Consider the following 23,870-nt stretch of genomic DNA (forward strand, 5'->3'; position numbering starts at 1 on the left):
CATCAGGGTTCACGTTGGCATGTTCTCCCTGGTCAGGAAAGACAAAGCCATCCCGCGCCCTCTGACCGGGGTCGAGGCCGTCGCCGCAGGCCTAGGAGAATGAACCGGATTTCTTCAGACCATCCACCAGCAGCGCATTGTGTTCGCGAAGGCGGTAGAGCGTCAGACGGCCCGAAACGATACTGTCAAGAAAGGCAGGCGCGAAACCGGCCAGCGCCTCGGCATGGGGCCGCGCCTGTTCCGGCCTACCCAGATGAGCCGCCGCCGCGATCATCAGGGCGCGCCGGATCGGGGCGCGTGGCGTCATCTCGATGGCCCGTTCGCCCCAGCGCCAAGCCGCGTCGAAATCGCGTTCCGCGAAACAGGCCTGGGACAACGCCAGATAGGCATCGCCGACCCAGATATCGGCATCCCGGGGCGACAGGCGCAGGGCCAGAAGCGCATGTTCCCTCGCCTCTTCGGTCCGGCCCACCAGCGATTCATGCCAGGCCATGAGAAAGATGTTCAGCGCAAAGTTCGGATTGAGGTCGAACGCGCGCCGGAAATCGGCGGTGGCCGCGTCGAAGTCATTCCGGAAATGGCGGATCATGCCCCGCACCGTCAGGGCGCGCGGATCGGACCTGTCGGTCCCGAACAGCCGTTCCGCGGCGGCCTCGGCCAGGTCCAGCGTTTGACCGGGGTCATCATCGAACTGATACAGATACCGGATCGTATAAACATAGGCCCGGATCCACAGCGCGTGCGTGTTCCGCGGATCAAGCTCCAGCGCCCGCCGGGCAATCTCCAGCACCTTGTCGTGGCCCGTGCTGTCCGCGAACGCGCCCGCCTGGAACATCGCCTGCGCCTTCAGGGCAAGATCGTAGGAACTGAAATCCAGATCGCGTGTGCGCCCCGCGCGCTCCAGCTCTGCCTTGTTGATCTGCGGTGCGATCGCACCCACCACGCTGCTGGTGATTTCGTCCTGTAGATCGAAAACATCCTCGATATCGCGGTCGTAACGCTCGGCCCAGACATGGGCGCCGGTTTCGCAATCGATCAGCTGGGCGGTGATGCGCATGCGCCTGGCGGCGCGGCGCAGGCTCCCTTCCAGCATGTATCGCACTCCCAGTTCGCGCGCGACCTCGCGATGGGTGACAGACCGGCCCTTGAACGAGAACGAGGAATTGCGGGCGATGACGAGCAGGTCGGGAAACCGCGAAAGCTCGGTGATGATATCCTCGCAGACCCCGTCGCAGAAATATTCCTGCTCCGGGTCGGCGGACATGTTCTGAAAAGGCAGAACCGCGATCGAAGGTTTCGCGTCGCCCTGCCGGGCCGCCGGTACGGACCAACGCGGCACCGTTCCCCCAAGGTCGATCCCGAAGGCGCGCACCGGGTCCGGTATGTTCTTCAATGCAAGCTCGCCCAGGTCCACAAAGACAAGCGCCGTCTTGCCGCGCACCTGCTTGCAGGCATCCAGCGACACGACGACACCGCCTGGCTCTGCTTGAGCTTCGAGACGCGCCGCGATGTTGACCCCGTCACCGTAAATCTCGCCCTCATCGACGACGACATCCCCGACATGTATGCCGATGCGATAGCGGATGCGCCGGTCCGGGGCACCGGTTTCGGTGCTGGCGATGGTCCTCTGTATCGCCGCCGCCGCCTCGACCGCGTTCACGACGCTGCCAAACAGCACCAGCATGCCGTCGCCGGTCAGCTTGACGATCTCGCCTCCGGCCCGGGCGACCTCCGGGTCGAAAATCTCCCGGCGCAGGTCCTTCAGGCGCGCAATGGTCCCGACCTCGTCGGCCGCCATGAGCCGCGAATAGCCGACCATGTCGGCAGCCAGGATTGCTGCAAGCCGACGCGCCACCGCTTCACCTTCATTGCCGAACGAGTGATGAATCCCTGCCGAATGTTAGCTGTGACAGCCTTCGCATTGAAAGCCCCATTCCACAAGGCGCGAAGCGTCTCGCGCCCGCCCAGCCTCGTCGCGCCCGGTCACGCACTCGCGAACGGCTGCAAACCAGTCCATCCCCGGTACAAACCGGCCAAACCGCCTCTGACCGCCCCTACAAAACGGTCAATGCTCTTCCCGCGCGATCCGCTTGGCCTTCGTCGCCAGCCCGTCTAGTCTGGCGGGACAGGCAAATCAGGATGCTGACATGGACCTCATCGACGACCCCAAACCGGGCCAGAACATGCCCGAATTCACCGTCTCCGAGATCTCGGGCGAGGTGAAGCGCACGCTTGAGGGCAGCTTTGGCCGCATCCGTGTGCGCGGCGAGGTGGGGCGCGTGTTCCAGGCCCGCTCGGGGCATCTCTATTACGACATCAAGGACGACCGCAACGTGCTGTCCTGCACCACCTGGAAGGGCCAGGTGTCCAGCCTCTCAGTGACGCCCGAAGAGGGGCTCGAGGTGGTGGTGACCGGCCGCCTGACCGTCTTCGGCGCCCAGTCCAAATACAATCTCAACGTCGACGAGGTCGCGGTCGCGGGCCAGGGCGCGCTGATGGCGCTGTTGGAGAAACGCAAGAAACAGCTTGAATCCGAAGGTCTTTTTGCGCCCGAGCGCAAGCGGCCCCTGCCCTATCTGCCGCAGGTCATCGGGGTGATCACCTCGCCGCAGGGGGCAGTGATCCGCGATATCCTGCACCGGCTGCGCGAACGCTTCCCGCGCAAGGTGCTGATCTGGCCGGTCGCCGTGCAGGGCGCCGCCTGCGCCCCCGAGGTGGCCCGCGCCATCGAAGGGTTCAACCGGCTCACCCCCGGCGGCGCGCTGCCCCGGCCCGACCTGCTGATCGTGGCGCGCGGCGGCGGTTCGATCGAGGATCTGTGGGGCTTCAACGAGGAAATCGTCGCCCGCGCCGCGGCGGCCAGCCAGATCCCGCTCATTTCCGCCGTTGGGCACGAGACCGACACCACGCTGATCGACCATGTGTCCGACCGGCGCGCCCCCACACCCACCGCCGCCGCCGAAATCGCCGTCCCCGTCCGCCTCGAACTGCTCGCCTGGACCGGCGAACAGGGCGCACGCCTGTCACGCGCGGCCACCGATGCGGTGCAGCGCCGCGCCCAGCGCCTGCGCGACCTGTCCCGCGCCCTGCCCCGTCCCGACAGCCTGCTCGACACCCCGCGCCAGCGGCTCGACCGCGCCGCTGAACGCCTGCCCGCGGCCCTGACCCGGGGCGTGCAACGCCATCGCCTGCGGCTGGCCGAACTCTCCGCACCGCTGCGCCCCGCCAGCCTGCGGGCGCTGGTCACCGCCCGCCGCGACCGGCTTGCCAACCTCGGTTCCCGGCTTTCGCCCCGCACGCTCGACCGCGAGATCGCGGCCCAGCGCGACCGCTTGACCCGCCTCTCGGACCGGCTGGACAGCGCCCAGAAAACCCGTATCGACCGCCTGCGCCAGCGCCTTGACGCCACCGACCGGCTGCGTATCCAACTCAGCTACAAGGCGACCCTGGCACGCGGCTACGCCGTGGTGCGCGACGAGGCGGGCGCGCTGCTGACCACGCGAAAACTGGCCGAAAAAGCCGCCGCACTCCAGATCGAATTCGCCGACGGCACATTGGACACAGGCGCCACGCCCGGAAAACCCGCCGCCAGATCCAGACAGACCCCGCCCGAACAAGGCTCGCTTTTCTGATGCTGACGATCTGGGGCCGCAGGACCTCCTCCAACGTACAGGCGCTCATGTGGTGCGTCGGTGAACTCAACCTGCCCCATGTCTGTCATGATGCCGGGCACCGGTACGGCGGGCTGGAGACGCCCGAATTCGGACGCCTCAACCCCAACCGCACGATCCCCGTGCTGCAGGACGGCACCGACACGCCGATCTGGGAAACCGGAGCGATCCTGCGCTATCTCGCCGCCCGCTATGGCAAGGACAGCTTCTGGCCCGCCGACCCGACCCGCCGCGCCCGCGTCGACCAATGGGCCGAGTGGGCCAAGCTGAACGTCGCCATGGGTTTTACCGCACCGGTGTTCTGGCGCGTGGTGCGCACAGCCCGGGCCGGGCGGGACCCCGTTGCAGTCGCCCGCGCCCTGGCGGAGCTGGAGGCGAAACTCACCATCGCAGACGCCCAGTTGTCGCGCCACGCGCATCTCGCGGGCGACGCTTTCACCCTTGCCGATATCCAGCTCGGCCATATCCTCTACCGCTACTACGATATCGACATCCCCCGCGCGCCGCTGCCGCACCTGCGCCTCTACTATCAGAAACTCAGCGCGCGCCCTGCCTTCCGCCAGCACGTGATGGTCCCCTACGACGAGCTTCGGGTCACCTAGAACAGCCGGCCCGAAACCCCTTCATTTCGCTGCAAATACTCCGGGGGAATCGCCACAGGCGATGGGGGCAGCGCCCCCCTGCCCGGCCCGTGTCAAACCCCGACATCCGGCCCGTAGCAGATCATCTCCTCGCCGATCTCCTCCGCCTCGTAGAGCTCGGTCTGGGTGGGGTCCCCCTCGAACTGCGCCACCAGCCCCCGGCCGGTATCGCGGAACACCCAGCATTGCGGGTCATACCTGTCCTCGTAGACGAAACAGATCTGGCCCGCCTGTTCGTACCAGATCCCCTCCTTGCACTCGCCGTCGAGAAAGGACCAGATCACCCGGCGTCCGGACAGGTAGCGCTCGACGCCATAGGCGGTGCCGTCGAACCCGTAGAACAGAGTCTTGCCTTGCGTATAGCGATCGAACTCGTCGGCCGACATGACGGGCTGCGCCACGGCCGGCGAAGACACCATCGCAAGAATCAGGGCCCATCGCATCATGGGACAAGTGTGGCAGAACCGGGTGCCGGGGGCTACTCACTCTTCCCGGCCAGGTCGCGAACCCGCGGGTCCATCACCCGCCGCCACAGCGGCGGCACCGTCGCCAGCACCGCCATGATCGGCATCGCATAGGGCCATTGCGGCATGTCGGGGTCCAGCCGCAGCGCCGCGAAATCGCGGGTCGGGTTCTGATGATGGTCCGAATGGCGCGGCGCGTTCAGCATCATCGCCGAACTGTACCAGTGCGGCGCGTTCCAGGAATGACGTGCGCGGGCCGGTTCATATCGACCGTCCGCCAGCGCTTCGCGCCGCAACCCGTAGTGCTGGATGTAATCTGCCAGCAGAAGCTGAATCTGCGCATAGCCCGCCAGCAGCAGCAGCACCACAACGCCGCGCCCGCCCGCCAGCAGCCAGGCCGCCGCCACGGTTGCCCCCGCCCCCAGCACATAGGCGCGATAGGGTGTCGCCCCCCGCCCCTGCCTGAGCGCGCGCTCCGCCGCCAGCCCGGCCCGGAACGATCCGATCCAGGCGCGTGGCAGGAAGACCCAGAACCCTTGGCCAAACCGCGCCGAATTGGGATCGCGCGGGGTGGCTACCCAGATGTGATGCACCCGCATATGGGCCGAGACATGGTGCCCGAACAGCAGGCTGGTATAGATCGCCGCCCCCAGCCAGCGCTGCCAGCGGTCGCCCCGGTGGATCAGCTCATGCGCGTTCGAGTTCGACACCTGCCCGAAACACAGCGCCACCGCGATCCCCAGCGCCACCGCCTGCGCGCCGGTCAGCGGACCATGGGCCAAAACGGGGATCGCCAGCGCCAGCAACGTGAAATGCGCCAGGGCCAATACCCAGGGCAGCACCCGCGCACCCGCCCAGTCGGCCGCCGGCAGTGGCCGCACCGGCAGCTTGTCCAACACCGCGACGTAGACGGTCATCGACAGCAGCGCCACCCAGGCCCAGCCGCCTCCGGTCAGACAGGCCCCGCCCAGCACGGCATAGGGCAACAGGCTGGCAAGGATGTAGCGATACATGCGATCTCCAAATGCACCCGGAACCCTGCTTAACATCGCGTCAAACCGGCGAAAATCCCTTGCCGGCTCCAGCCTGCGCAAGCCAACCTGTCAAAAAGACCGGAGACTGCCTTGCCCCTAGCCCTGTTCTGGATGGCTGCCGCCTGCGCGCTGGCCTACCTGCCCCTGACACCCCGTCAAGCAAGCCCGCTCCGCAGCCTCGTCAAGACCGGCTCGGTGGCGCTGCTGGCGCTCGCATCGCTGGCCGCCGGTAGCCCGCCCCTGCTGGCTGTGGCCCTGGCGCTCTGCGCGCTGGGCGACTGGCTCCTGTCGCGCGAGACCGAAGCCACGTTCATGGCGGGCGTCGGCGCGTTCGCCGCCGGACACCTGGCCTATGTCGCGCTGTTTCTCACCCATCCAGCCAGCGATCCGGCCCGAATCGCCGCGCAATGGCCCGCATTGGCGGGGCTGGCCCTTCTGGGGCTGGTCATGGCCGCCCTGCTGGCCCCCCGCGCTGGCGCGCTCAAGGGGCCGGTGCTTGGCTACATCCCCATAATCCTCGGCATGGGGGTGTCCGCGCTGGCCCTGCCGCAGGCGGGGCCGCTGGCCTGGGTTCTGCCTTCTGCGGCCGCCTTCATCGCCTCGGACCTGATCCTCGCGACCGAGAAATTCCTTCTGCCGCCCGACCACCTGGCCCTGCGCCTGACACCTTATCTGGTCTGGCCGCTCTACTGGGGCGCGCAGGCCGGGTTCGCCATCGCGCTCACCTGACCCTTTGCAACTGCCGCCAATCCGCATTAGGTGAGATAAAACCGCAAACGGAGGCCCGGACATGGCGTTTTTCTCGAAACTCAAGGACCGGCTGTTCAAATCTTCCTCGAAGATCGAACAGGGACTGGATGCGATCGTCGAGGATGGCGGCGTCGAAGAACCGGCAAGCCCCCGGCCCGACCCGGTGATCCCGCAGCCCGAACCCGAACCCCAGCCGGTTCCCGAAGTGCCCGACAGGCCCGAGGTGCCGCAACCCGAACCGGCCGACCCCGGCCCCGCGCCCGTGCCGCCCGAAGCCCCGCAACCCGCCGACCCGATTCCGCCCCCTTCCGCGCCCGAGGAAAGCGGCGCCAGCCGGAGTCTGCTGGGGCGCCTCTTCAGCCGTCCCGGCCCCGGTCCCGTCCTGCGCCGCACCCTGGACGACGAGATGCTGGAACAGCTCGAAGAGCTGCTGATCGCCGCCGACATGGGCGTCGACACCGCCCTGCGGGTCACCTCCAACATCGCCGAGGGCCGCATCGGCCGCAAACTCTCGAGCGCCGAGATCAAGGCGCTGCTGGCGGCCGAGATCACCCGTATCATGGAGCCGGTGGCGCGGCCGATGCCGCTCTATCCGAAGCGGCCCCAGGTGGTGCTGGTGGTGGGGGTCAACGGCTCGGGCAAGACCACCACGATCGGCAAGCTCGCCAGCCAGTTCAAGTCCGCCGGCAAGAAGGTGGTGATCGCCGCCGGCGACACGTTCCGCGCCGCCGCCGTCGAACAGCTCCAGGTCTGGGGCGACCGCGCCGGCGTGCCGGTTCTGACCGCGCCCGAGGGCTCGGACCCCGCCAGCCTCGCCTTCGACGCCATGACCCGCGCCCAGGCCGATGGCGCCGACCTGCTGCTGATCGACACGGCGGGCCGGTTGCAGAACCGCGCCGACCTGATGGAGGAACTGGCCAAGATCGTCCGCGTCATCCGCAAGAAGGACGACACCGCCCCCCACAACACGCTCCTGGTGCTCGACGCCACCACCGGCCAGAACGCGGTCAGCCAGGTCGAGACCTTCCAGAAACTCGCCGATGTCTCCGGCCTCGTGATGACCAAGCTCGACGGCACCGCCAAGGGCGGCATCCTCGTCTCTCTGGCCGACCGGTTCGGCCTGCCGATTCACGCCATCGGCGTCGGCGAGCAGATCGACGACCTTGCCCCCTTCGACCCCAAGGACTTCGCCGCCGCCCTGACCGGGCTGGACCGGTCCTGATCTTCATCTTTTCCAAAATACTCCCGAGGGTCCGGGGGCAGGCAGCCCCCGGCCGCGCCACGCAGTGAAAGACCCGTATGTGAGCGACTGGCTGATCTCTCTCGAAGGCACTGCCGCAGGTCATGACCTCGCGCTGGGTCTCGCCCTCATGGCCGCCTTCCTGCATGCGGTGTTCGGCGCGCTCCAGAAAGGCCGCCACGATCCCTGGCTCAGCCGCGGCGCCATCGACGGCGCCTATGCGCTGATGGCCGCGCCGTTTGCCTTTTTCGTGGTGCCATGGCCCGAACCGCACATGTGGCCGATCTTCGCGACCGCCTGGCTCATCCATGTCTTCTACAAGCTGTTCCAGGCCATGGCCTACAGCCGCGGCGCCTATACGGTCGTCTACCCGGTGGTGCGCGGCACCGGGCCGCTGTTCACTGTCTTCGGTGCCTATCTGCTGTTCGGCGAAACCTTCACCGGCGTGCAATGGCTGGGGGTCGCGGTGCTGCTGTCGGGCATCTTCGGGCTGGCGGTCTACAACATGATCTTTCTCGAAACCGCACGCGAGACGCTGCTGCCGGCGCTGGGGCTGGCGGTGCTGACCGGGCTCTTCGTGGCGCTCTACACCACCTATGACGCCTATGGCATCCGTGCCACCGCCAACCCGTTCACTTTCCTGGCCTGGTTCTTCTTCATCGACGGGCTGGTGTTTCCGGTCATCGCCACGTTGCGCTGGCGCAGCCTGATTCACCGCCCGGCGCCCGGTCCGCTGCTTGTGCGCGGCTTTGCCGGCGGCTTCGTGGCGTTCTTTTCCTTCGGCGCCATCATGCTGGCCACCCGGCTGGACAAGGTGGGCGAGGCCGCCGTGCTGCGCGAGACCTCGACCGTTTTTGCCGCGCTCATCGGCTGGCTGGTGCTGAAAGAGACGGTCGGTCCCCGCCGGATCGCGCTGATGGGGTTGATCGCGGCGGGCGCGGTGATAGTTGAGTTTGGAAGCTGATAGGATGGACAAGAGCGGAATGGCGGCAGACAAGGATATCAACCCGATCATCAAGCAGGTGCTGGAACTGGGTCCCACCGTGGCCTTCTTCCTGATCTACCTGCGTCTCCGGGACGACACGTTCAATCTGGCCGGCAGCGAGTATTCCGGCTTTATCGTCGCGACCCTGCTGTTCGTGCCGATCCTGCTGGTGGCGATCGCCGCACTCTGGGGGCTGACGGGCAAGCTCAGCCGGATGCAGATCTTCACAGCCTTCATGGTGATCTTCTTCGGCGGTCTCACCGCCTGGTTCAACGACGAGCGCTTCTTCAAGATGAAGACCACGCTGGTCTACGGTGCTTTTGCCATCCTGCTCGGGATCGGGCTGCTGCGGGGACGCTCGTACCTGGCCTATGTGCTGGGCGATGTGCTGCCCATGCGCAACGAGGGCTGGATGATCCTCACCCGGCGGCTCTGCGCCGCCTTTACCCTGCTTGCCCTGGCCAACGAGGCGGTCTGGCGCACATTGTCGACCGACCTCTGGGTCAAGATCGAGACTTTCGGCTTTCCGATCGCGCTGATGGGGTTCATCATGCTGCAATTCGGCCTGCTGCAACAGCACATGATCGAGCCCGGCCAGGACGAGGACTGAGGACCGGGCGGCACGCTCCCGCCGGTCGCCGGACCGCTCGCGGCGGCCCCGGACCCGGCCTCAGGCATCTCTTCACTTGATCGGGAGCCCGACCCCGCCTAGACCTGAAGGCTGAGGAGGGTCGTTCCGGATGATATCCCTGCCCGATAGCGGTTTTCTCGCCGAAGCCTCGCCACGGCTCCGGCAGATGCTGGATGCCCAGGCCAGCCAGGTCCGGCTGGACCGGGGTACGTTGCTTTTCAACCAGGGGGACGCCGGGGATGCACTCTATGCCGTTCTCGACGGCGCGATGGAAATCTCGATTCTGTCGCTCGACGGGCGGAAACTGTCGCTCGACCTGATGGGGCCGGGGTCGGTGTTCGGAGAGATCGCGCTGTTCGATCCGGGCACCCGCACCGCCACGGTAACCGCTGTCGAGACCTCCCTGCTCCTGCGGGTGCTCAGCACCGACGTCATGCGGGAACTGCGCAGCCATCCAGAACTGGCCATCGACATGATCCGGCTGGCCGGACAAAGAATGCGCTGGATGGGCAACCAGCTGAACGAACAGGTGTTCCTGCCCGTGGCCACCCGGGTGGCCCGCAAACTCCTGCATCTCGCCCCCCGCCACGGTGCGCGGGCCGGCGCGGTACGCCTGTCACAGGCAGAGCTGGCGGAATATGTGGGCGCCACGCGCGAGGCGGTTTCCAAGACGCTGTCCGGCTGGAAACGGCAGGGGATCGTCGACGTGACACGCGGCCATGTCTCGATCCTCGACTTCCGGGCGATGCAGGCCCTGGCCGATCCCGAACAGATATAATCGCCGATTTTGCCTCGGCAGTGAACTGGATCACAGAGCCGCGACCCGATTTCGGGCCATTCTGTCCGAGGTTACCGTCCCGAGGCTGGTGAGCATCCCCAATGTTCCATCCCGAACCGGTCTCTTACCTCACCTGAGCCATGTGCGCCCGCACATGGCTCTTTTTCCGCAGGGCTCATTCGGCCGCCGGCGTGTCCTGGCTGAACAGGTTGATCCAGCCCCCGGCCGCCCGCCGCCGCCAGATCGAACTGACGAACATCCGTTCCTCACGGTCGCGGCCAACACGCCGGAACCGCGCCGAATAGCTGAGCACCGCACAATCCGGGGCAAGGTCGATCACCCGTGCGTCGGCGAGTTCGAAAGCGGCGACAGTCGGGCCGCCCGCCAGTTGACCCGCATGCGCGTCTCGCCCCGCGAATCCGTCGGGATAAACCCCCAGGAAATCGGGCGACAGCAATGCCGCGTCCGCCGAGCCATCACCAGACACCAGCGCCAGCCAGACCTGCGTTTCATGTTCCAGCAACTCGTTCAGCAATGCCGCCTGCATCCTGCCCTCCCCCTCAAGGAAAGACGGCCGGGAAATTCCCGGCCGCCCCATCCTTTCGTTGCCCGATGGCTCAGTTGCCGAGGCCCAGCGCCACGAAACGCGGCTCGCCACCCCGGCGCACCAGCAGCAGCAGCGACTTGCGCCCGGCTTCGCGGGCCTCGTCGATGCGGGCCTCGAAATCGGCCAGCGTGCTGACCTTCTGCTGCCCGGCCTCGGTGATCACATCGCCGCCGCGCAGGCCCTTTTCGAACGCTTCCGAAGTCTCGTCGACATCGGTCACAACCAGCCCCGCCGCGTCATCCGCCAACCCCAGTTCGTTCCGCATCTCGTCGGTCAGCATGCTGACGGTCAGGCCGAGGAATTGCTTTTCCACGGCTTCGGGTTCCGACTGTTCGTCGCCGCTGCCACCGCCGGTCTCGGACCGCTCTGCATCCTCGCGCCGGCCGAGCGTGACCAGAACCGTCTGCGTGCTGCCGTCGCGCTGTACCACCACCCGAACGGATTTGCCGACCTCGGTCTCACCCACGCGGCGCACCAGATCGCGGGTGTCGCTCACCTCGGCACCATCGAAATTCACGATCACGTCGCCGGCCTTGAGCCCCGCCTCTTTCGCCGGGCCATCCGGCACGTCGCTGATCAGGGCGCCACTGGCCTTAGCCAGTCCCATCGCCTCGGCCATGTCCTCGGTCACATCCTGGATGCGAACGCCCAGCCAGCCGCGGCGGGTTTCGCCATACTTGCGCAGCTGGTCCACGACCTTGGTCACCACGTTCGACGCCATCGAGAAGCCGATGCCGATCGAACCGCCGTTGGGCGACAGGATCGCGGTGTTCACCCCGATCACCTCGCCTTCCATGTTGAACAGCGGCCCGCCCGAGTTGCCCCGGTTGATGGCCGCGTCGGTCTGGATGTAGTCGTCATAGCTGCCGCTCAGCGCCCGGTTCCGAGCCGACACGATGCCTGCGCTGACCGAGAACCCCTGCCCCAGCGGGTTGCCCATCGCGATGACCCAGTCGCCCACGCGCATCGTGTCGGAATTGCCGAACTTGACGTATTTCAGCGGGCCTTCCGCCTCGACCTTCAGCAGGGCGATATCGGTCTTTTCGTCGGTGCCGATCACCTTGGCCGGAAGATCCTTGCTGGGCTGGCCGTCGCCGGGAAAGAACTCGATCAGGATCTCGTCCGCCTCGGCGATCACGTGGTTGTTGGTGACGATATAGCCGTCCTCGGAAATCACGAAACCAGACCCCAGCGCGGAACTGCGCCGCGGCCGGTTGTCGCCGCCATTGCGGTCCTGGAAGTCGCGAAAGAAATCCTCGAAGGGCGAGCCTTCGGGTACGATCCCCTGCGGCCCCGACCGGCCTTCGATCAGGGTCGACGTGGTGATGTTGACCACCGCCGGGCTGATCCTTTCGGCCAGCGGCGCCAGGCTTTCCGGCCGCGCCGCGGCCATGAGCGTCTGGACGAGCACGAAAACCAAGGTCAGCAATGCAAGCGCCATCAGCCTTGCGTTGGTCATCCTGTTGTCGCGTGCCACGGAAATACTGCGTGCCTTTGGCTGCACTGGGGGCCTCCTTGTCACCAACCTGCGCATCGGCCCACAGCTCCGGGCCGATCTGTTTCTAGGCAAACAATGTAGTCGGTTTGACACCGCCCGCAACTCGGGATCGTGGAGAAATGAACTTGTGCAGCCATCAATCGCTCAAAACCCGATCTGGTAGGCGCACCAGACGAGGATGAGACCAAGAACCATGCTCAGCAGGCCGGTCTGCCGCCGCGCCGCAAGCGGCAGGCTGCGCAGGATTTCAAGCAGACGCTCGACAAGCGAAGGGGCCAGCGCATAGGCCAGCCCCTCGACGATCAGCACCAGCCCTAAGGCCAGAACCAACATGCCCATCAGTCAGCCGTACCGGAAGGCGACTTGAGGTAGTTGAAGAACTCCGAATCCGGGCTCAGCACCAGCGAGCTGTTGCCGCCCTTCAGCGCCTTTTCATAAGCAGAAAGCGAGCGGTAGAACTCGAAGAATTCCGGATCCTTGCCAAAGGCTTCGGCAAAGATCGCATTGCGTTCGGCATCTGCCTCGCCTCGGGCGATCTCGGCCTCGCGGCGCGCCTCCGAGACCAGCTCGACCACGGTCCGGTCGGCCTGGGCCCTGATCCGCTGCGCCGCTTCCTCACCGCGCGCCACCTCGTCGGCAGCCTCGCGTTCCCGCTCGGCCCGCATCCGGGCAAAGGTGGCGTTCAGGTTGGCCTCGGGCAGGTCGGTACGCTTCAATCGCACGTCGATCACCTCGAGCCCCAGATCGCGCGCCTCGAAGATGGCGCCGTTGCGGATGCGCAGCATCAGCGCGGCGCGGTCGGAACTGAGGATGTCGTTCGAGCTGACCGAACCCAGAACCTCGCGGGTCTTGGCCCGCAGGATCGAATCGAGGCGCGTCTCGGCGGTCGCAATACCGCCGACACCGACTGCCTGGCGGAACTGCCGCACATCGGTGATCCGGTAGCGGGCGAAGGCATCGACCACCAGTCGGCGGTCATCGAGCGGGGTGACTTCCAGCGGCCCCACCTCGCGGCTGAGGATACGGTCGTCATAGCGTACGACCTCCTGGATCAGCGGGATCTTGAAGGCCAGTCCCGGCTCTTCCTTGACGGTGACGACACGTCCGAATTGCAGCACCAGCGCCTTTTCGCGCTCGTCCACGATAAACAGTGACGACAGGCCCAGCGCGATCAGGACGACCACGATCGGCAGAAGAAAGGTCGATTTGCGCATCAGTTGTTCTCCTTGTCGCCGGACTTGCGCAGCTCGTTCAGCGGCAGATAGGGCACAACCCCCTGGCTGCCCGTGCCATCACTGTCGAGGATCACCTTGTCGACATCGCCCAGAACCTGCTCCATCCGCTCCAGATACAGGCGCTTGCGGGTGACATCGGGCGCCTTGAGGTATTCTTCCAGAACCGCCGAGAAGCGGCTGGCTTCACCCTGCGCCTCGTTCACCACGCGGGCACGATAGCCTTCGGCCTCTTCCAGCACCTGCGCCGCTTCACCGCGCGCGCCGGCCAGAACCCGGTTGGCATAGGCATCCGCCTGTTTCTCCAGACGGTCGCGTTCCTGCCCGGCCGACTGCACCTCGCGGAAGGCGTCCTTGACCGGCTCCGGCGGGTCGGCCCCGTCAAAGTTCACCCGGACGATGTTGATGCCCGAGTTGTAGCTATCGAGCGTCGACTGGATCAGTTCTTCCAGCCGCTCGGCAATGATCGCACGGTCGCGGTTCAGGATCGGCGCCAGTTCCGACTGCGCGATGATCTCGCGCATGGCAGATTCCGACACCGCCTGGATGGTCTGGCGCGGATCGCGCAGGTTGAACAGGAATTCCGCCGGATCATTGATGTTCCAGACAACCTGGAAATCGATATCGACGATGTTCTCGTCCCCGGTCAGCATCAGCCCGGCATCGCTGCCCCGCGCGCCCGACCCAATGGTCTCGGTCTGTTCGACCTTGACCGGGATCACCTCGGCGGTGACCAGCGGCCAGGGCGCAAAGTTCAGGCCCTCGGTGCCGATCCCGGCAAACTCGCCCAGAAACAGTTCGACCGACTGTTCTTCGGGCTTGACGGTGTAGAAGCTCATCATGCCCCACAGGCCCACTGCCACCACAAGGCCCAGCCCCACGGTACCACGGGTAAAGGCCGGGCCTCCGCCTCCGCCGGGCCCGCGGCCATTGCCGCCACCCCGGTTGCCGGACTGGCCGCGCCCGCCCATCAGGACGCGCAGCTGTTCCTGGCCCTTTTTCATCAGTTCGTCGATCTCGGGGATCTGCGGGCCATCGCCATCGGGCGGCCGCTTGCCACCATTGTTTCCCCTGTTGCCGCCGCCACCGGAAGAGCCGCCGCCCCCCCAGGGGCCACCTGAGTTGCCCGCCATATGTCGTTTTTCCCCTTGTTGTTCAAACTGCCGTTGCCGGCATTCCCTCTAACGTGAGCATTTCGCCCGTCAATTCAAGCGCTGCGGACCGGTTGCCGCAGGGTAACAAGTTCTTCGGCCATTACGGGATGAACCGCAACCGTCCTGTCAAAATCTTCCTTGGTCGCGCCCATTTTTACCGCGATGCCGACCAGCTGGATCATTTCGCCCGCACCGGGCGCCACGATATGGCAGCCCAGCACCTTTCGCGACGCTTTGGACACGATCAGTTTCATCAGCACCCGCTGGCTGCGCCCGGCAAAGGCCGACTGCATCGGCTTGAACGAGGTGGCATAGATCTCGACCGGCTCCTGCGCGGCGGCCTCCTCCTCGCTCAGCCCCACGGTGCCCATCTCGGGTTGGGTGAAGATCGCGGTCGGGATCAGCGCGTGATCGACCGGCGTCGGCTTGCCCCGGAACACCGTATCGACAAAAGCCATGCCCTCGCGAATTGCCACGGGCGTCAGGTTGACCCGGTCGGTCACGTCGCCGATCGCATAGATCGAGGGCACCGCAGTCTGGCTGTATTCGTCAACAACGATCTGCCCCTTGCGGCCCAGTTCGACGCCCAGCCCCTCAAGCCCCAGCTCGTCCGCATTGGGCGCCCGGCCGGTGGCGAACATCACCTGGTCGAACAGCTCCTCGTCGCCATTGGTGGCCGTGACCCGGATCCGGTCGCCCTCGCGTTCCATCTCCAGCACATTGGTGCCCAGATGCAGCCTGATGCCGTTCCGGCACATCTCCTCGCTGACCAGCCCGCGCGCCTCGTCGTCAAACCCGCGCAGGATCTGCGCGCCGCGATAATACTGCGTCACCTCGACGCCCATGCCGTTCATGATGCCCGCAAATTCGCAGGCGATGTAACCGCCGCCCACGATCAGCATCCGCTCGGGCAGTTTCTCCAGATGGAAGATCTCGTTCGACGTGATGCCCAGCTCGGCCCCCTTGATCTCGGGTTTCACCGGGCGGCCGCCGGTGGCGATCAGGATATGTTTTGCGCTCTTGCGGGTGCCATCCGACAGCTCGACCGTATGCGCATCGACCAGCCGCGCGCGCATGTCGAAAGTCTCGACCCCGTTGTTCTTCAGGATGCCACGATAGACCCCTTCCAGCCGGTCCAGTTCCGCATGCAGCTTGCCGCGGAACACCTCCCAGTCGAACGCGCCCGGCTGGACGTCCCAGCCATAGGCCTGCGCATCCTCGACCAAACCGGCATATTCGCTGGCAAAGACCATAAGCTTTTTCGGCACGCAGCCCCGGATCACGCAGGTGCCGCCATAGCGGTCCTCTTCGGCCAGCGCCACCTTGGCCCCGGTCTCACCCGCCGCCACACGCGCCGCGCGCACGCCGCCCGATCCGCCGCCGATGACAAAAAGGTCGTAATCAAAACTCATGTGCCTGTCTCGCTTTCCTGCCGCCGCCCGAAAGGCGGGGCGCCTTGTCTCTTGCGCGTCGCGACGCGGTGAACCGTTCACTTAAGGCCCGATGCTCCGAAAACAACGGGCGTCTCGCCTGCCTGCCCCTAATCCGCCAGATCGGTGAACAGGTTGTCGCTTTCGACAAAATCCAGCCGGTCATGTTCCACCGTGCCCTGGTTGATGTCGCGGATCTCCACCCGCCCGTCGCCATGCCCCAGCACCACGGTATCGCAAATGTCGATGAAAAGTCCGTTCTCGACCACACCGGGGATCTGGTTCAGCACCAGTGCCACCTGCCTTGGATTGCCGATCCGTTGCAGGTGCAGGTCCAGGATATGGTTGCCCTCGTCGGTAATGAAAGGCGTGTCGCCGTTCATCCGCAACGTCGCCGTCCGCCCCAGCACATCCATCGAGATCAGCGTCTCCTCGATCAGCGCCTGGGTGGTCTGCCAGCCAAATGGGATCACCTCGACCGGCAAGGGAAAGGCGCCCAGACGACCCACTTCCTTGCCGACATCGGCAATCACCACCATCTGGTCCGACGCGGTCGCCACGATCTTTTCCTGCAACAGTGCGCCGCCGCCGCCCTTGATCAGGTTCAGGTCGCCGTCAAATTCATCCGCCCCGTCGATCGTGATGTCGAGCCAGCGCGCCTCGTCCAGCGTGATGATCTCGATCCCCACCTCGCGGGCAAGCTGCGCCGTGCGGGTCGAAGTCGGCACGCCGCGCATCTTCAGCCCCTCCTTGCGCACCATGTCGCCCAGGCAGCGCACCAGCCAGGCCGCGGTGGACCCGGTGCCCAGACCGACGCGCATTCCGTCCTCGACCATGTCGGCCGCGCGTTTGGCGGCGACGAACTTGGCCTTGTCGATGGGCGACAATTCTCCGGTCATGACGGCATCCCCTGTTGCGAATGCGGGCGTTATAGCAAGGATACGCCGCTATGCGAGGGAGAATTGCACCCGTGCCGCCCTGCGCAAGCCCTCGGGGGGGCGGAAACGCCGTTCCGTCAGCCGCCCAGGCGCCCTTCCACCTCTGCGGTGAAATCCTCGCCCCGGCGCTCGAAATTGTCATACTGGTCAAAGCTCGCCGCCGCCGGGGCCAGCAGCACCGTGTCCCCTGCCTCAGCCTCTTCCATCGCCCGCTCGACGGCGCGCGCCATGGTGGTGCAGACCTCGGCCTCCACCTCCAGCTGAAGCGCGAACTGCGCCGCCTCGCGCCCGATCACATAGGCCTTCAGCACTTCGCCCAAGGCCCCGTTCAGCGCCGCGATGCCGCCCTCCTTCTGCAAGCCGCCGCAGATCCAGCGGATCCGCCGGAACGCGCCCAGCGCCTTTTGCGCCGCGTCCACGTTGGTGGCCTTGCTGTCGTTGACAAAGGTGACGCCGCCCGCCTCGGCCACGATCTGGCTGCGGTGCGGCAGGCCGGGATAGCTGCGCATCCCCGCCTCGATCGTCCGCGGGCTCAGCCCCAGCGCCCGGCAGGCCGCATAGGCCGCACAGGCGTTCTGGTGGTTGTGCACCCCCGGCAGGCCGCGGATCTCGCGCAGGTCGATCGAGCCCGCCTGCCGCCCCTTGCGGTATTCGCTCAGGAACCCCTTGCGCGCGAAGACCTGCCAGCCCGGCCCGGTCAGCTTGCGGCTGACCGACACCCGGATCACCCGGTCGTCCGCCGGCCCCTCCGAAAGCTGCCCCGCCAGGTACAGCCCCTCGGTCTCGTCTACCCCGATCACCGCCCGGTCCGGCCCGCCCTCGGCAAAGAGGCGCCGCTTGGCCGCGAAATACCCGCCCATACCGGCATGCCGGTCCAGGTGATCGGGTGAGAGATTGGTGAACACCGCCACATCCGGCGTCAGCGCGCGGGCCAGATCGGTCTGGTAACTGGAAAGCTCCAGCACCACGACCGAGCCCTCTTCGCCCGGCGCGATATCCAGCACCCCGCGCCCGATATTGCCCGCCAGTTGCGCGGGCCGCCCCGCCTCGGTCAGGATGTGGTGGATCAGCGCCGAGGTGGTCGATTTCCCATTCGACCCGGTCACCGCCACCACCCGCGGCAGCGTGTCGAACCCGTCCCACTCAGGGCCCGCAAAGGAGCGGAAGAACAGCCCGATATCGTTGTCCACCGGAATGCCGGCCTCCAGGGCCGCGGCAATCACCGGGTTCGGCTCGGGGTAGAGATGCGGAATGCCCGGCGATACGATCAGGCAGGCGACATCGTCCCAGACACCCGGCTTGCGCAGGTCGCGGATGACGAATCCCTCGCCCTCGGCACCCTCGCGCGCGGCCGCGTTGTCATCCCAGCAGAGCGCCTCGGCGCCCCCCGCCCGCAAGGCCCGCGCCGTGGCCAGCCCCGACCGGCCCAAGCCCAAAACCGCCACATTCGCGCCCGCAAACCCTCTGACCGGGATCATGCTCGCTCTCCCTCAAACCCATCTGACTGCCACCCTGTACCGAGGCTTTGGCGGATTGCAAGCAGGGTCAATCGGGGATCCGGAAAAGGAACCTGTTCCGGTCCGCGCGTGCGGTTGTTTGACTCGACCGGTGCCGAGAAGACCCGATCCGCCGTCCGCCTGTCCGAACTTGGCCGCAGCGCGGTCGGGCCATGATCTCAAGAAGAACGGACGTTTTTCAATGCGGTTCAGACCGGTCCGTGATATCAAAGCAAGGATGGCGGACCTGGTCGCTTTTGCGTTCGGCACAGGCCCGGTCACCCCTCTCACCTTCTCCAGCAAAGGTCGTTCGTCATGACACGAGATCAGATGATCGCCCATATCCTCGCCGCCAATGCCGTTGCCAAAGGCGCCGCAGAACATGGCCATCACCCCTTCGGCGCGGTGCTCGTCGGGCCCGACGATACGATCCTCATGCGTCAAGGCAACATCGACACAGTCCATCATGCCGAAACCGAACTCGCCCGGCGTGCCGCGTCAGCCTACGCGCCAGAGTTTCTGTGGACCTGTTCGCTGGTCACCACCGCAGAGCCCTGCGCCATGTGTGCCGGTACTCTCTATTGGGCAAATATCGGACGGCTGATCTACGGCTTCGAAGAGACGACGCTTCTAGCGCTTACCGGAGACCACGCCGAGAACCCGACCCTGAACATGCCCTCGCGCACAGTGCTCGCATCCGGACAAAAGAAGATCGAGGTACACGGCCCCTTCCCGGAAATCGAAGAGGCGCTTGTGGCGCCGCATCGCGATTTCTGGCGTCAGTAGAGTAGCCTGCCGGCATCGGCCTTCCGGCTGGCATGACCACGCCCCGCCCTTTCGTACCCGGCTGCATCGGCAGCGTGACCCGTGCGACCAGAGGGAAGTTCGGCGCAATCGCGATCTCATCAGACAATCCGCCTTCCGGTCCTCCGGGGAACTGCCAATTTAAGAAGCTCAGACCGACTGAGGCCCAAAAGGAGCCGCGCCGCCGACGCACCCGAAGGCCGTCTGGACCCGGATCGTGCCCGCCACCCTGTACCCGCTCACTGACGGTTTCCACGCGGACTCGGTCGGGGTCGTGGAAAGGCCGGCACTCCGATTGATCAAGCGACCACTAGGCGTCCCATAAGCGCCATCAGGACGTCTGCTCCACTCAAGTCGCCATTATCAATCCCGGAACACCATCTTGTTGCGGCTTGGCCTCGAGATAGAGACCCAACCGCCTCGCCATCGCGACCTGCACGGCCAGAAACGAGACAAACGGTGTCCCAATCAGGAGCAGCCCCACCCCGTACAAAACGGTCAATTCACGGGACAAAAGGCCCGCCTCAGCGGATCTTCAGCGTCGCCAGACCGATCATCGCCAAGATCAGCGAGATGATCCAGAACCGGATCACGATGGTGGGCTCGGCCCAGCCCTTCTTCTCGTAATGGTGATGGATCGGGGCCATCAGGAACACCCGCTTCCCGGTCCGCTTGAAATAGAGGACCTGGATGATGACACTCAGGGCTTCCACGACAAAAAGCCCGCCGACAATGGCCAGTACCAGCTCGTGCTTTGTGGCCACCGCGATCGCGCCCAGCGCGCCGCCCAGCGCGAGCGAGCCGGTATCGCCCATGAAGACGGCGGCCGGAGGCGCGTTGTACCACAGGAACCCCAGCCCGGCGCCAAAGAGCGCGGCGGTGAAGATCAAGATCTCTCCGGTCCCCGGTACATAATGTACATCGAGATATTCGGTGAAATCGACCCGCCCCACCGCATAGGCGATGACGCCCAGAGTGGAGGCCGCGATCATCGCCGGCATGATCGCCAGACCGTCCAGACCGTCGGTTAAATTGACCGCGTTGGCGGCGCCCACGATGACGCAAATCGAGAAGGGAATGTAGAAATAGCCGAGGTTTATCAAGGTGTTCTTGAAGACCGGCAGGGCCAGTTGGTTTTGCAGTGCCTCGGGGTGGTTATAGCCGGCCCAAAGCGCGGCGATCACCGCGATGATGATGCCCAGGGCCAGCCGCAGTTTGCCCGGCACGCCCTTGGTGTTCTGCTTGGAGACCTTGGCATAGTCGTCGGCGAAACCGATGCTGGCATAGGCGAGTGTCACGAAGAGCACCAACCAGACAAACGGATTGTCCCACCGCGCCCAGAGCAGGGTCGAGGTGACCAACGCTCCTACAATCAGCAACCCCCCCATCGTGGGCGTCCCCGCCTTCGAGAAATGTCCCGCCGGTCCATCGTCACGGATAGGCTGGCCCTTGCCCTGCTTGCGGCGCAGTACGTTGATCAGCGGCCTTCCGAACAGGAAACCGAAGATGAGCGCCGTCATGAAGGCACCGCCCGCCCGGAAGGTGATGTAGCGGAAGAGGTTCCAGACATCCCCCCCGTCCGACAAGATCGTCAACCAGTATAGCATGCGCCCCGTCCCTAATCGTTCGCCGATTTTTCCGATCCGGCCCCATGGCCCATTTCCCGCAGCGCGTCAACAAGCCGCGCCAATCCCATGCTGAGCGATCCCTTGACCAGCACGATATCGCCGGCGGCGACCAGCTCGGGAACCCGTACCGCCATCTCCGCACTGGTTTCCGCCCAAAAACCCCGCTTGCCCTCGGGCAGCGCCGCGTGCAGCTCCCGCATCAGCGGGCCGATGCAATGCACATGGTCGACGTCGGCCATCGCCGGATGGGCCGCCAGTCCGGCGTGCAACACCGCGGCTTCCGGCCCCAACTCCTTCATGTCGCCCAGAAAGGCGATGCGGCGCGGACCGGACGTCAGCGCCAGCACATCGAGCGCCGCGCCGGTCGAGGTGGGGTTGGCATTGTAGCTGTCGTCCAGCAGGGTAATCACACCGTCAGACAGCGTGACGGTTTCCCGCGCGCCGCGCCCCTTGTAGGGAACCCAACCTTCGAGCCCGGCCAGCGCCGGCAACCGATCGGCGTCCAGCGCGTCGCAACAGGCCAGCGCGCCCAAGGCGTTCATCGCGAAATGGAGACCCGCCGTTTGAAGAGTGAAACTCACGCGCCCCTCGGGGGTTTCCGCCTCGGCGCGGGTCTGGGTTCCCTCGACCCGGGCTGCGAGCAGGCGATAGTCCTGCGCGGTGCGACCAAAGGAAACCTGCCGCGCCCCGACGTCAGCGGCGACCTGACGCAGGATATCGGCCTCGGCGATATCGGCGTTCAGCACCGCCACCCCGCCGGGTTCCAGCCCTTGCATGATCGCGGCCTTTTCACGGGCGATGCCGGCCACGTCGTCAAAGGCTTCGAGATGCACCGCAGCGACGGTGGTGACCATCGCAACATGCGGCCGGGCCTGCCGGGCCAGCGGGGCGATCTCTCCGGGATGGTTCATGCCGATCTCGATCACCGCATACTCGGTGTCGCGCGGCATGCGCGCAAGGGTCAGCGGCACGCCCCAATGGTTGTTGTAGCTGGCAACGCTGGCATGGGTGCGCCCCTGCGTGCCCAGCATGGCGGCCAGCATCTCCTTGGTCGAGGTCTTGCCGACGCTGCCGGTCACCGCCACGACCCGCGCGCCGGTGCGCGCGCGTCCGGCACGGCCCAGCGCCTCGAGCCCGGTTTGGACGTTATCGACCAGCAACAGCGGCGCATTCTCGGGCACCCCCTTGGGAATGCGCGAGACCAACGCGGCGCCCGCGCCCTTTTCCAGCGCCTGAGCCACGAAGTCATGCCCGTCGCGCGCCGCGGTCAGCGCCACGAAAAGGTCTCCCGGTTCGAGAGTGCGGGTATCGATGGATACGCCGGCGACCTGCCAGTCGCCGATGGCGCGGCCTCCGGTGGCCTTGGCGGCCTCGGTTGCGGTCCAGAGTGTCATGCGCCCCGTCCTTCCAATGCGGCCACGGCAATGCTGGCCTGTTCCACATCGTCGAAGGGCAGCACCCTGTCACCGACGATCTGGCCGCTTTCGTGCCCCTTGCCGCAGATCAACAGCGCATCGCCCGGTTCCAGCGCATCCACGCCACGCAGGATCGCCTCGGCACGGTCCCCAACCTCGATGGCCTCTGGCGCGCCCTGCATCACCGCCGCCCGGATCACGGCGGGGTCCTCGCTGCGCGGATTGTCGTCGGTGACAAACACGATATCCGCATTCGCTGCCGCCGCCTGGCCCATCAGCGGGCGTTTGGTGGCGTCGCGGTCCCCGCCGGCACCGACAATGGCCACCAGCCGGCCCATCACATGCGGACGCAGCGCCCGCAGCGCGGTCGACACCGCGTCGGGCGTATGGGCGTAGTCGACAAAGACCGTCGCGCCATTATCGCGGGTTGCGGCAAGCTGCATCCGGCCCCGGACGGTGGACAGATGCGGCAGGGTCTCGAAGACAGGCTCCGGGTCGCCGCCGCTTGCGATCACCAACCCGGAGGCCAGCAGGATGTTTTCCGCCTGGAAGCCTCCGATCAGGTTCAGGCGGGCCTGATGTGGCTTGCCTCGCCACGCGAACAACAGCTCCTGGCCTGTCGCATCGAACCGCTGGTTGATGAGGCTCAAATCGCAGGGCCCGCGACCCACGGTCAGAATCGCTTGCCCCCGCGCGGCGGCGATGGCGCGCATCTCGGCGCCCTTGGCATCGTCCATGTTGATCACCGCGACACCGTCGGGCGGCAGCACCCGGCGGAACAGCGCGGCCTTGGCGGCGAAATAGGCCTCGAAAGTGGCGTGATAATCCAGGTGGTCCTGGGTGAAATTGGTGAAACCGGCCGCTTTCAGGTGCACACCGTCCAGCCGGCGCTGTTCCAGCCCGTGGCTGGACGCCTCCATCGCCGCATGGGTGACGCCTGCGGCCGCAGCCTCCGCCAGACAGCGATGCAGGGTAATCGGGTCCGGCGTCGTATGGGCCAGCGGTGCGGTCCATGCGCCTTCGACCCCGGTGGTGCCAAGGTTCACGGCGGTATGGCCCAGCTCGGTCCAGATCTGCCTGACAAAGGTAGAGACCGACGTCTTGCCGTTGGTTCCGGTGACTGCGACCATGGTGTCAGGCTGCCCCCCGAACCAGAGTGCCGCGGCGCAGGCCAGCGCCTGGCGCGGGTCCTCGACCACGACCAGGGCGGCATCCGAGGCCGCCAGTTCGCTTTCGGCAATGCCTGCGCCTTCGGCATCGGTCAGAATCGCGGCCGCACCCATGCGCAGGGCATACTGGATGAATTCGCCGCCATGTACCCGGGTACCGGGCAGGGCCGCGAAAAGATAGCCGTCCCTGACCTGACGGCTGTCCAATGCCAGACCAGCGATCACCGGATCCTTGCCGCGCCGTGCAGTGAGGGCCAGTTGACCGAGTGTCTTTGCCGTTTCGCCCATGCCGCCCTCATACCTGC

The 23,870-nt window shown here is 66.0% G+C and carries 22 protein-coding genes; 8 read left to right on the top strand and 14 right to left on the bottom strand.

Annotated features, from left to right (window positions below):
- Nucleotides 1-91: 91 nt before the first annotated feature.
- Nucleotides 92-1,855, bottom strand: coding sequence for an adenylate/guanylate cyclase domain-containing protein (locus BLT75_RS02410; protein ID WP_093027392.1), 1,764 nt, complete (start codon nucleotides 1,853-1,855; stop codon nucleotides 92-94).
- A 292-nt stretch (nucleotides 1,856-2,147) separates the two neighbouring features.
- Between BLT75_RS02410 and xseA the strand changes: the two genes are divergently transcribed.
- Together xseA and BLT75_RS02420 are read left to right on the top strand one after the other, a co-directional pair.
- Nucleotides 2,148-3,632: an exodeoxyribonuclease VII large subunit gene (gene xseA, locus BLT75_RS02415; RefSeq protein ID WP_093027394.1), complete on the top strand. Its 1,485-nt coding sequence runs from the start codon at nucleotides 2,148-2,150 to the stop codon at nucleotides 3,630-3,632.
- Nucleotides 3,632-4,273, top strand: coding sequence for a glutathione S-transferase family protein (locus tag BLT75_RS02420; RefSeq protein ID WP_093027395.1), 642 nt, complete (start codon nucleotides 3,632-3,634; stop codon nucleotides 4,271-4,273). The genes xseA and BLT75_RS02420 overlap by 1 nt, the downstream gene beginning before the upstream one ends.
- 92 nt (nucleotides 4,274-4,365) lie before the next feature.
- On the opposite strand, the gene BLT75_RS02425 is transcribed toward BLT75_RS02420, so the two are convergent.
- Both BLT75_RS02425 and BLT75_RS02430 read right to left on the bottom strand, forming a co-directional pair.
- Nucleotides 4,366-4,731 carry a hypothetical protein gene (locus tag BLT75_RS02425; protein ID WP_425441109.1) on the bottom strand — a complete coding sequence of 122 codons (366 nt, stop codon included), beginning with the start codon at nucleotides 4,729-4,731 and terminating at the stop codon, nucleotides 4,366-4,368.
- A gap of 59 nt (nucleotides 4,732-4,790) precedes the next feature.
- Nucleotides 4,791-5,789 (bottom strand): alkane 1-monooxygenase, encoded by a 999-nt coding sequence (locus BLT75_RS02430; RefSeq protein WP_093027399.1) that lies wholly within the window; start codon nucleotides 5,787-5,789, stop codon nucleotides 4,791-4,793.
- A gap of 111 nt (nucleotides 5,790-5,900) precedes the next feature.
- Here BLT75_RS02430 and BLT75_RS02435 point away from each other — a divergent pair, with 111 nt between their 5' ends.
- From BLT75_RS02435 to BLT75_RS02455, 5 genes are all read left to right on the top strand, one after another.
- A complete protein-coding gene (locus BLT75_RS02435; RefSeq protein WP_245706328.1) occupies nucleotides 5,901-6,539 on the top strand; it encodes a lysoplasmalogenase family protein in 639 nt (212 codons plus the stop codon).
- A gap of 61 nt (nucleotides 6,540-6,600) precedes the next feature.
- Entirely contained in the window at nucleotides 6,601-7,782 is a 1,182-nt protein-coding gene (ftsY, locus tag BLT75_RS02440; protein ID WP_093027403.1) for a signal recognition particle-docking protein FtsY, read from the top strand.
- 79 nt (nucleotides 7,783-7,861) lie between these two features.
- Nucleotides 7,862-8,764: an EamA family transporter gene (locus tag BLT75_RS02445; protein ID WP_093028132.1), complete on the top strand. Its 903-nt coding sequence runs from the start codon at nucleotides 7,862-7,864 to the stop codon at nucleotides 8,762-8,764.
- A gap of 19 nt (nucleotides 8,765-8,783) precedes the next feature.
- Nucleotides 8,784-9,395, top strand: a complete 612-nt coding sequence (locus tag BLT75_RS02450; RefSeq protein WP_093028134.1) for an inner membrane-spanning protein YciB — start codon at nucleotides 8,784-8,786, stop codon at nucleotides 9,393-9,395.
- 130 nt (nucleotides 9,396-9,525) lie between these two features.
- Nucleotides 9,526-10,194 carry a Crp/Fnr family transcriptional regulator gene (locus tag BLT75_RS02455; protein WP_093027405.1) on the top strand — a complete coding sequence of 223 codons (669 nt, stop codon included), beginning with the start codon at nucleotides 9,526-9,528 and terminating at the stop codon, nucleotides 10,192-10,194.
- A gap of 175 nt (nucleotides 10,195-10,369) precedes the next feature.
- On the opposite strand, the gene BLT75_RS02460 is transcribed toward BLT75_RS02455, so the two are convergent.
- The 8 genes from BLT75_RS02460 to murD form a co-directional block, all read right to left on the bottom strand.
- Nucleotides 10,370-10,741 carry a nuclear transport factor 2 family protein gene (locus BLT75_RS02460; protein ID WP_093027407.1) on the bottom strand — a complete coding sequence of 124 codons (372 nt, stop codon included), beginning with the start codon at nucleotides 10,739-10,741 and terminating at the stop codon, nucleotides 10,370-10,372.
- Nucleotides 10,742-10,811: 70 nt separating this feature from the next.
- Complete coding sequence (locus BLT75_RS02465) at nucleotides 10,812-12,260, bottom strand: DegQ family serine endoprotease (protein ID WP_425441112.1); 1,449 nt, start codon at nucleotides 12,258-12,260, stop codon at nucleotides 10,812-10,814.
- Nucleotides 12,261-12,443: 183 nt separating this feature from the next.
- Entirely contained in the window at nucleotides 12,444-12,638 is a 195-nt protein-coding gene (locus BLT75_RS02470) for a DUF2065 domain-containing protein (protein ID WP_093027411.1), read from the bottom strand.
- Nucleotides 12,638-13,513, bottom strand: a complete 876-nt coding sequence (gene hflC / locus BLT75_RS02475; RefSeq protein WP_093027413.1) for a protease modulator HflC — start codon at nucleotides 13,511-13,513, stop codon at nucleotides 12,638-12,640. The genes BLT75_RS02470 and hflC overlap by 1 nt, the downstream gene beginning before the upstream one ends.
- Nucleotides 13,513-14,664: an FtsH protease activity modulator HflK gene (gene hflK / locus BLT75_RS02480; protein ID WP_093027415.1), complete on the bottom strand. Its 1,152-nt coding sequence runs from the start codon at nucleotides 14,662-14,664 to the stop codon at nucleotides 13,513-13,515. Before hflK ends, hflC begins: the two co-directional genes overlap by 1 nt.
- Before the next feature lie 74 nt (nucleotides 14,665-14,738).
- A complete protein-coding gene (gene gor / locus BLT75_RS02485) occupies nucleotides 14,739-16,097 on the bottom strand; it encodes a glutathione-disulfide reductase (RefSeq protein WP_093027417.1) in 1,359 nt (452 codons plus the stop codon).
- A gap of 128 nt (nucleotides 16,098-16,225) precedes the next feature.
- Nucleotides 16,226-17,014 (bottom strand): ribose-5-phosphate isomerase RpiA, encoded by a 789-nt coding sequence (gene rpiA, locus BLT75_RS02490; RefSeq protein ID WP_093027419.1) that lies wholly within the window; start codon nucleotides 17,012-17,014, stop codon nucleotides 16,226-16,228.
- 116 nt (nucleotides 17,015-17,130) lie between these two features.
- Nucleotides 17,131-18,531 carry a UDP-N-acetylmuramoyl-L-alanine--D-glutamate ligase gene (gene murD / locus BLT75_RS02495; RefSeq protein WP_093027421.1) on the bottom strand — a complete coding sequence of 467 codons (1,401 nt, stop codon included), beginning with the start codon at nucleotides 18,529-18,531 and terminating at the stop codon, nucleotides 17,131-17,133.
- A gap of 333 nt (nucleotides 18,532-18,864) precedes the next feature.
- Between murD and BLT75_RS02500 the strand changes: the two genes are divergently transcribed.
- Nucleotides 18,865-19,335 (top strand): nucleoside deaminase, encoded by a 471-nt coding sequence (locus BLT75_RS02500; protein ID WP_093027423.1) that lies wholly within the window; start codon nucleotides 18,865-18,867, stop codon nucleotides 19,333-19,335.
- Nucleotides 19,336-19,877: 542 nt separating this feature from the next.
- Here BLT75_RS02500 and mraY read toward each other — a convergent pair.
- From mraY to BLT75_RS02515, 3 genes are read right to left on the bottom strand one after another with little or no spacing between them, the layout of a single operon-like run.
- Nucleotides 19,878-20,960 (bottom strand): phospho-N-acetylmuramoyl-pentapeptide-transferase, encoded by a 1,083-nt coding sequence (gene mraY, locus BLT75_RS02505; protein ID WP_093027425.1) that lies wholly within the window; start codon nucleotides 20,958-20,960, stop codon nucleotides 19,878-19,880.
- Between the two features lie 11 nt (nucleotides 20,961-20,971).
- Nucleotides 20,972-22,375 (bottom strand): UDP-N-acetylmuramoyl-tripeptide--D-alanyl-D-alanine ligase, encoded by a 1,404-nt coding sequence (locus BLT75_RS02510; RefSeq protein WP_093027427.1) that lies wholly within the window; start codon nucleotides 22,373-22,375, stop codon nucleotides 20,972-20,974.
- The gene (locus BLT75_RS02515; protein WP_093027429.1) at nucleotides 22,372-23,853 is read right to left on the bottom strand and encodes a UDP-N-acetylmuramoyl-L-alanyl-D-glutamate--2,6-diaminopimelate ligase; all 1,482 of its coding nucleotides are present in this window, start codon (nucleotides 23,851-23,853) and stop codon (nucleotides 22,372-22,374) included. Before BLT75_RS02515 ends, BLT75_RS02510 begins: the two co-directional genes overlap by 4 nt.
- Nucleotides 23,854-23,870: the final 17 nt, after the last annotated feature.

It is taken from the genome of Ruegeria marina, from assembly GCF_900101475.1.
Classification (GTDB): Bacteria; Pseudomonadota; Alphaproteobacteria; order Rhodobacterales; family Rhodobacteraceae; genus Ruegeria_B; species Ruegeria_B marina.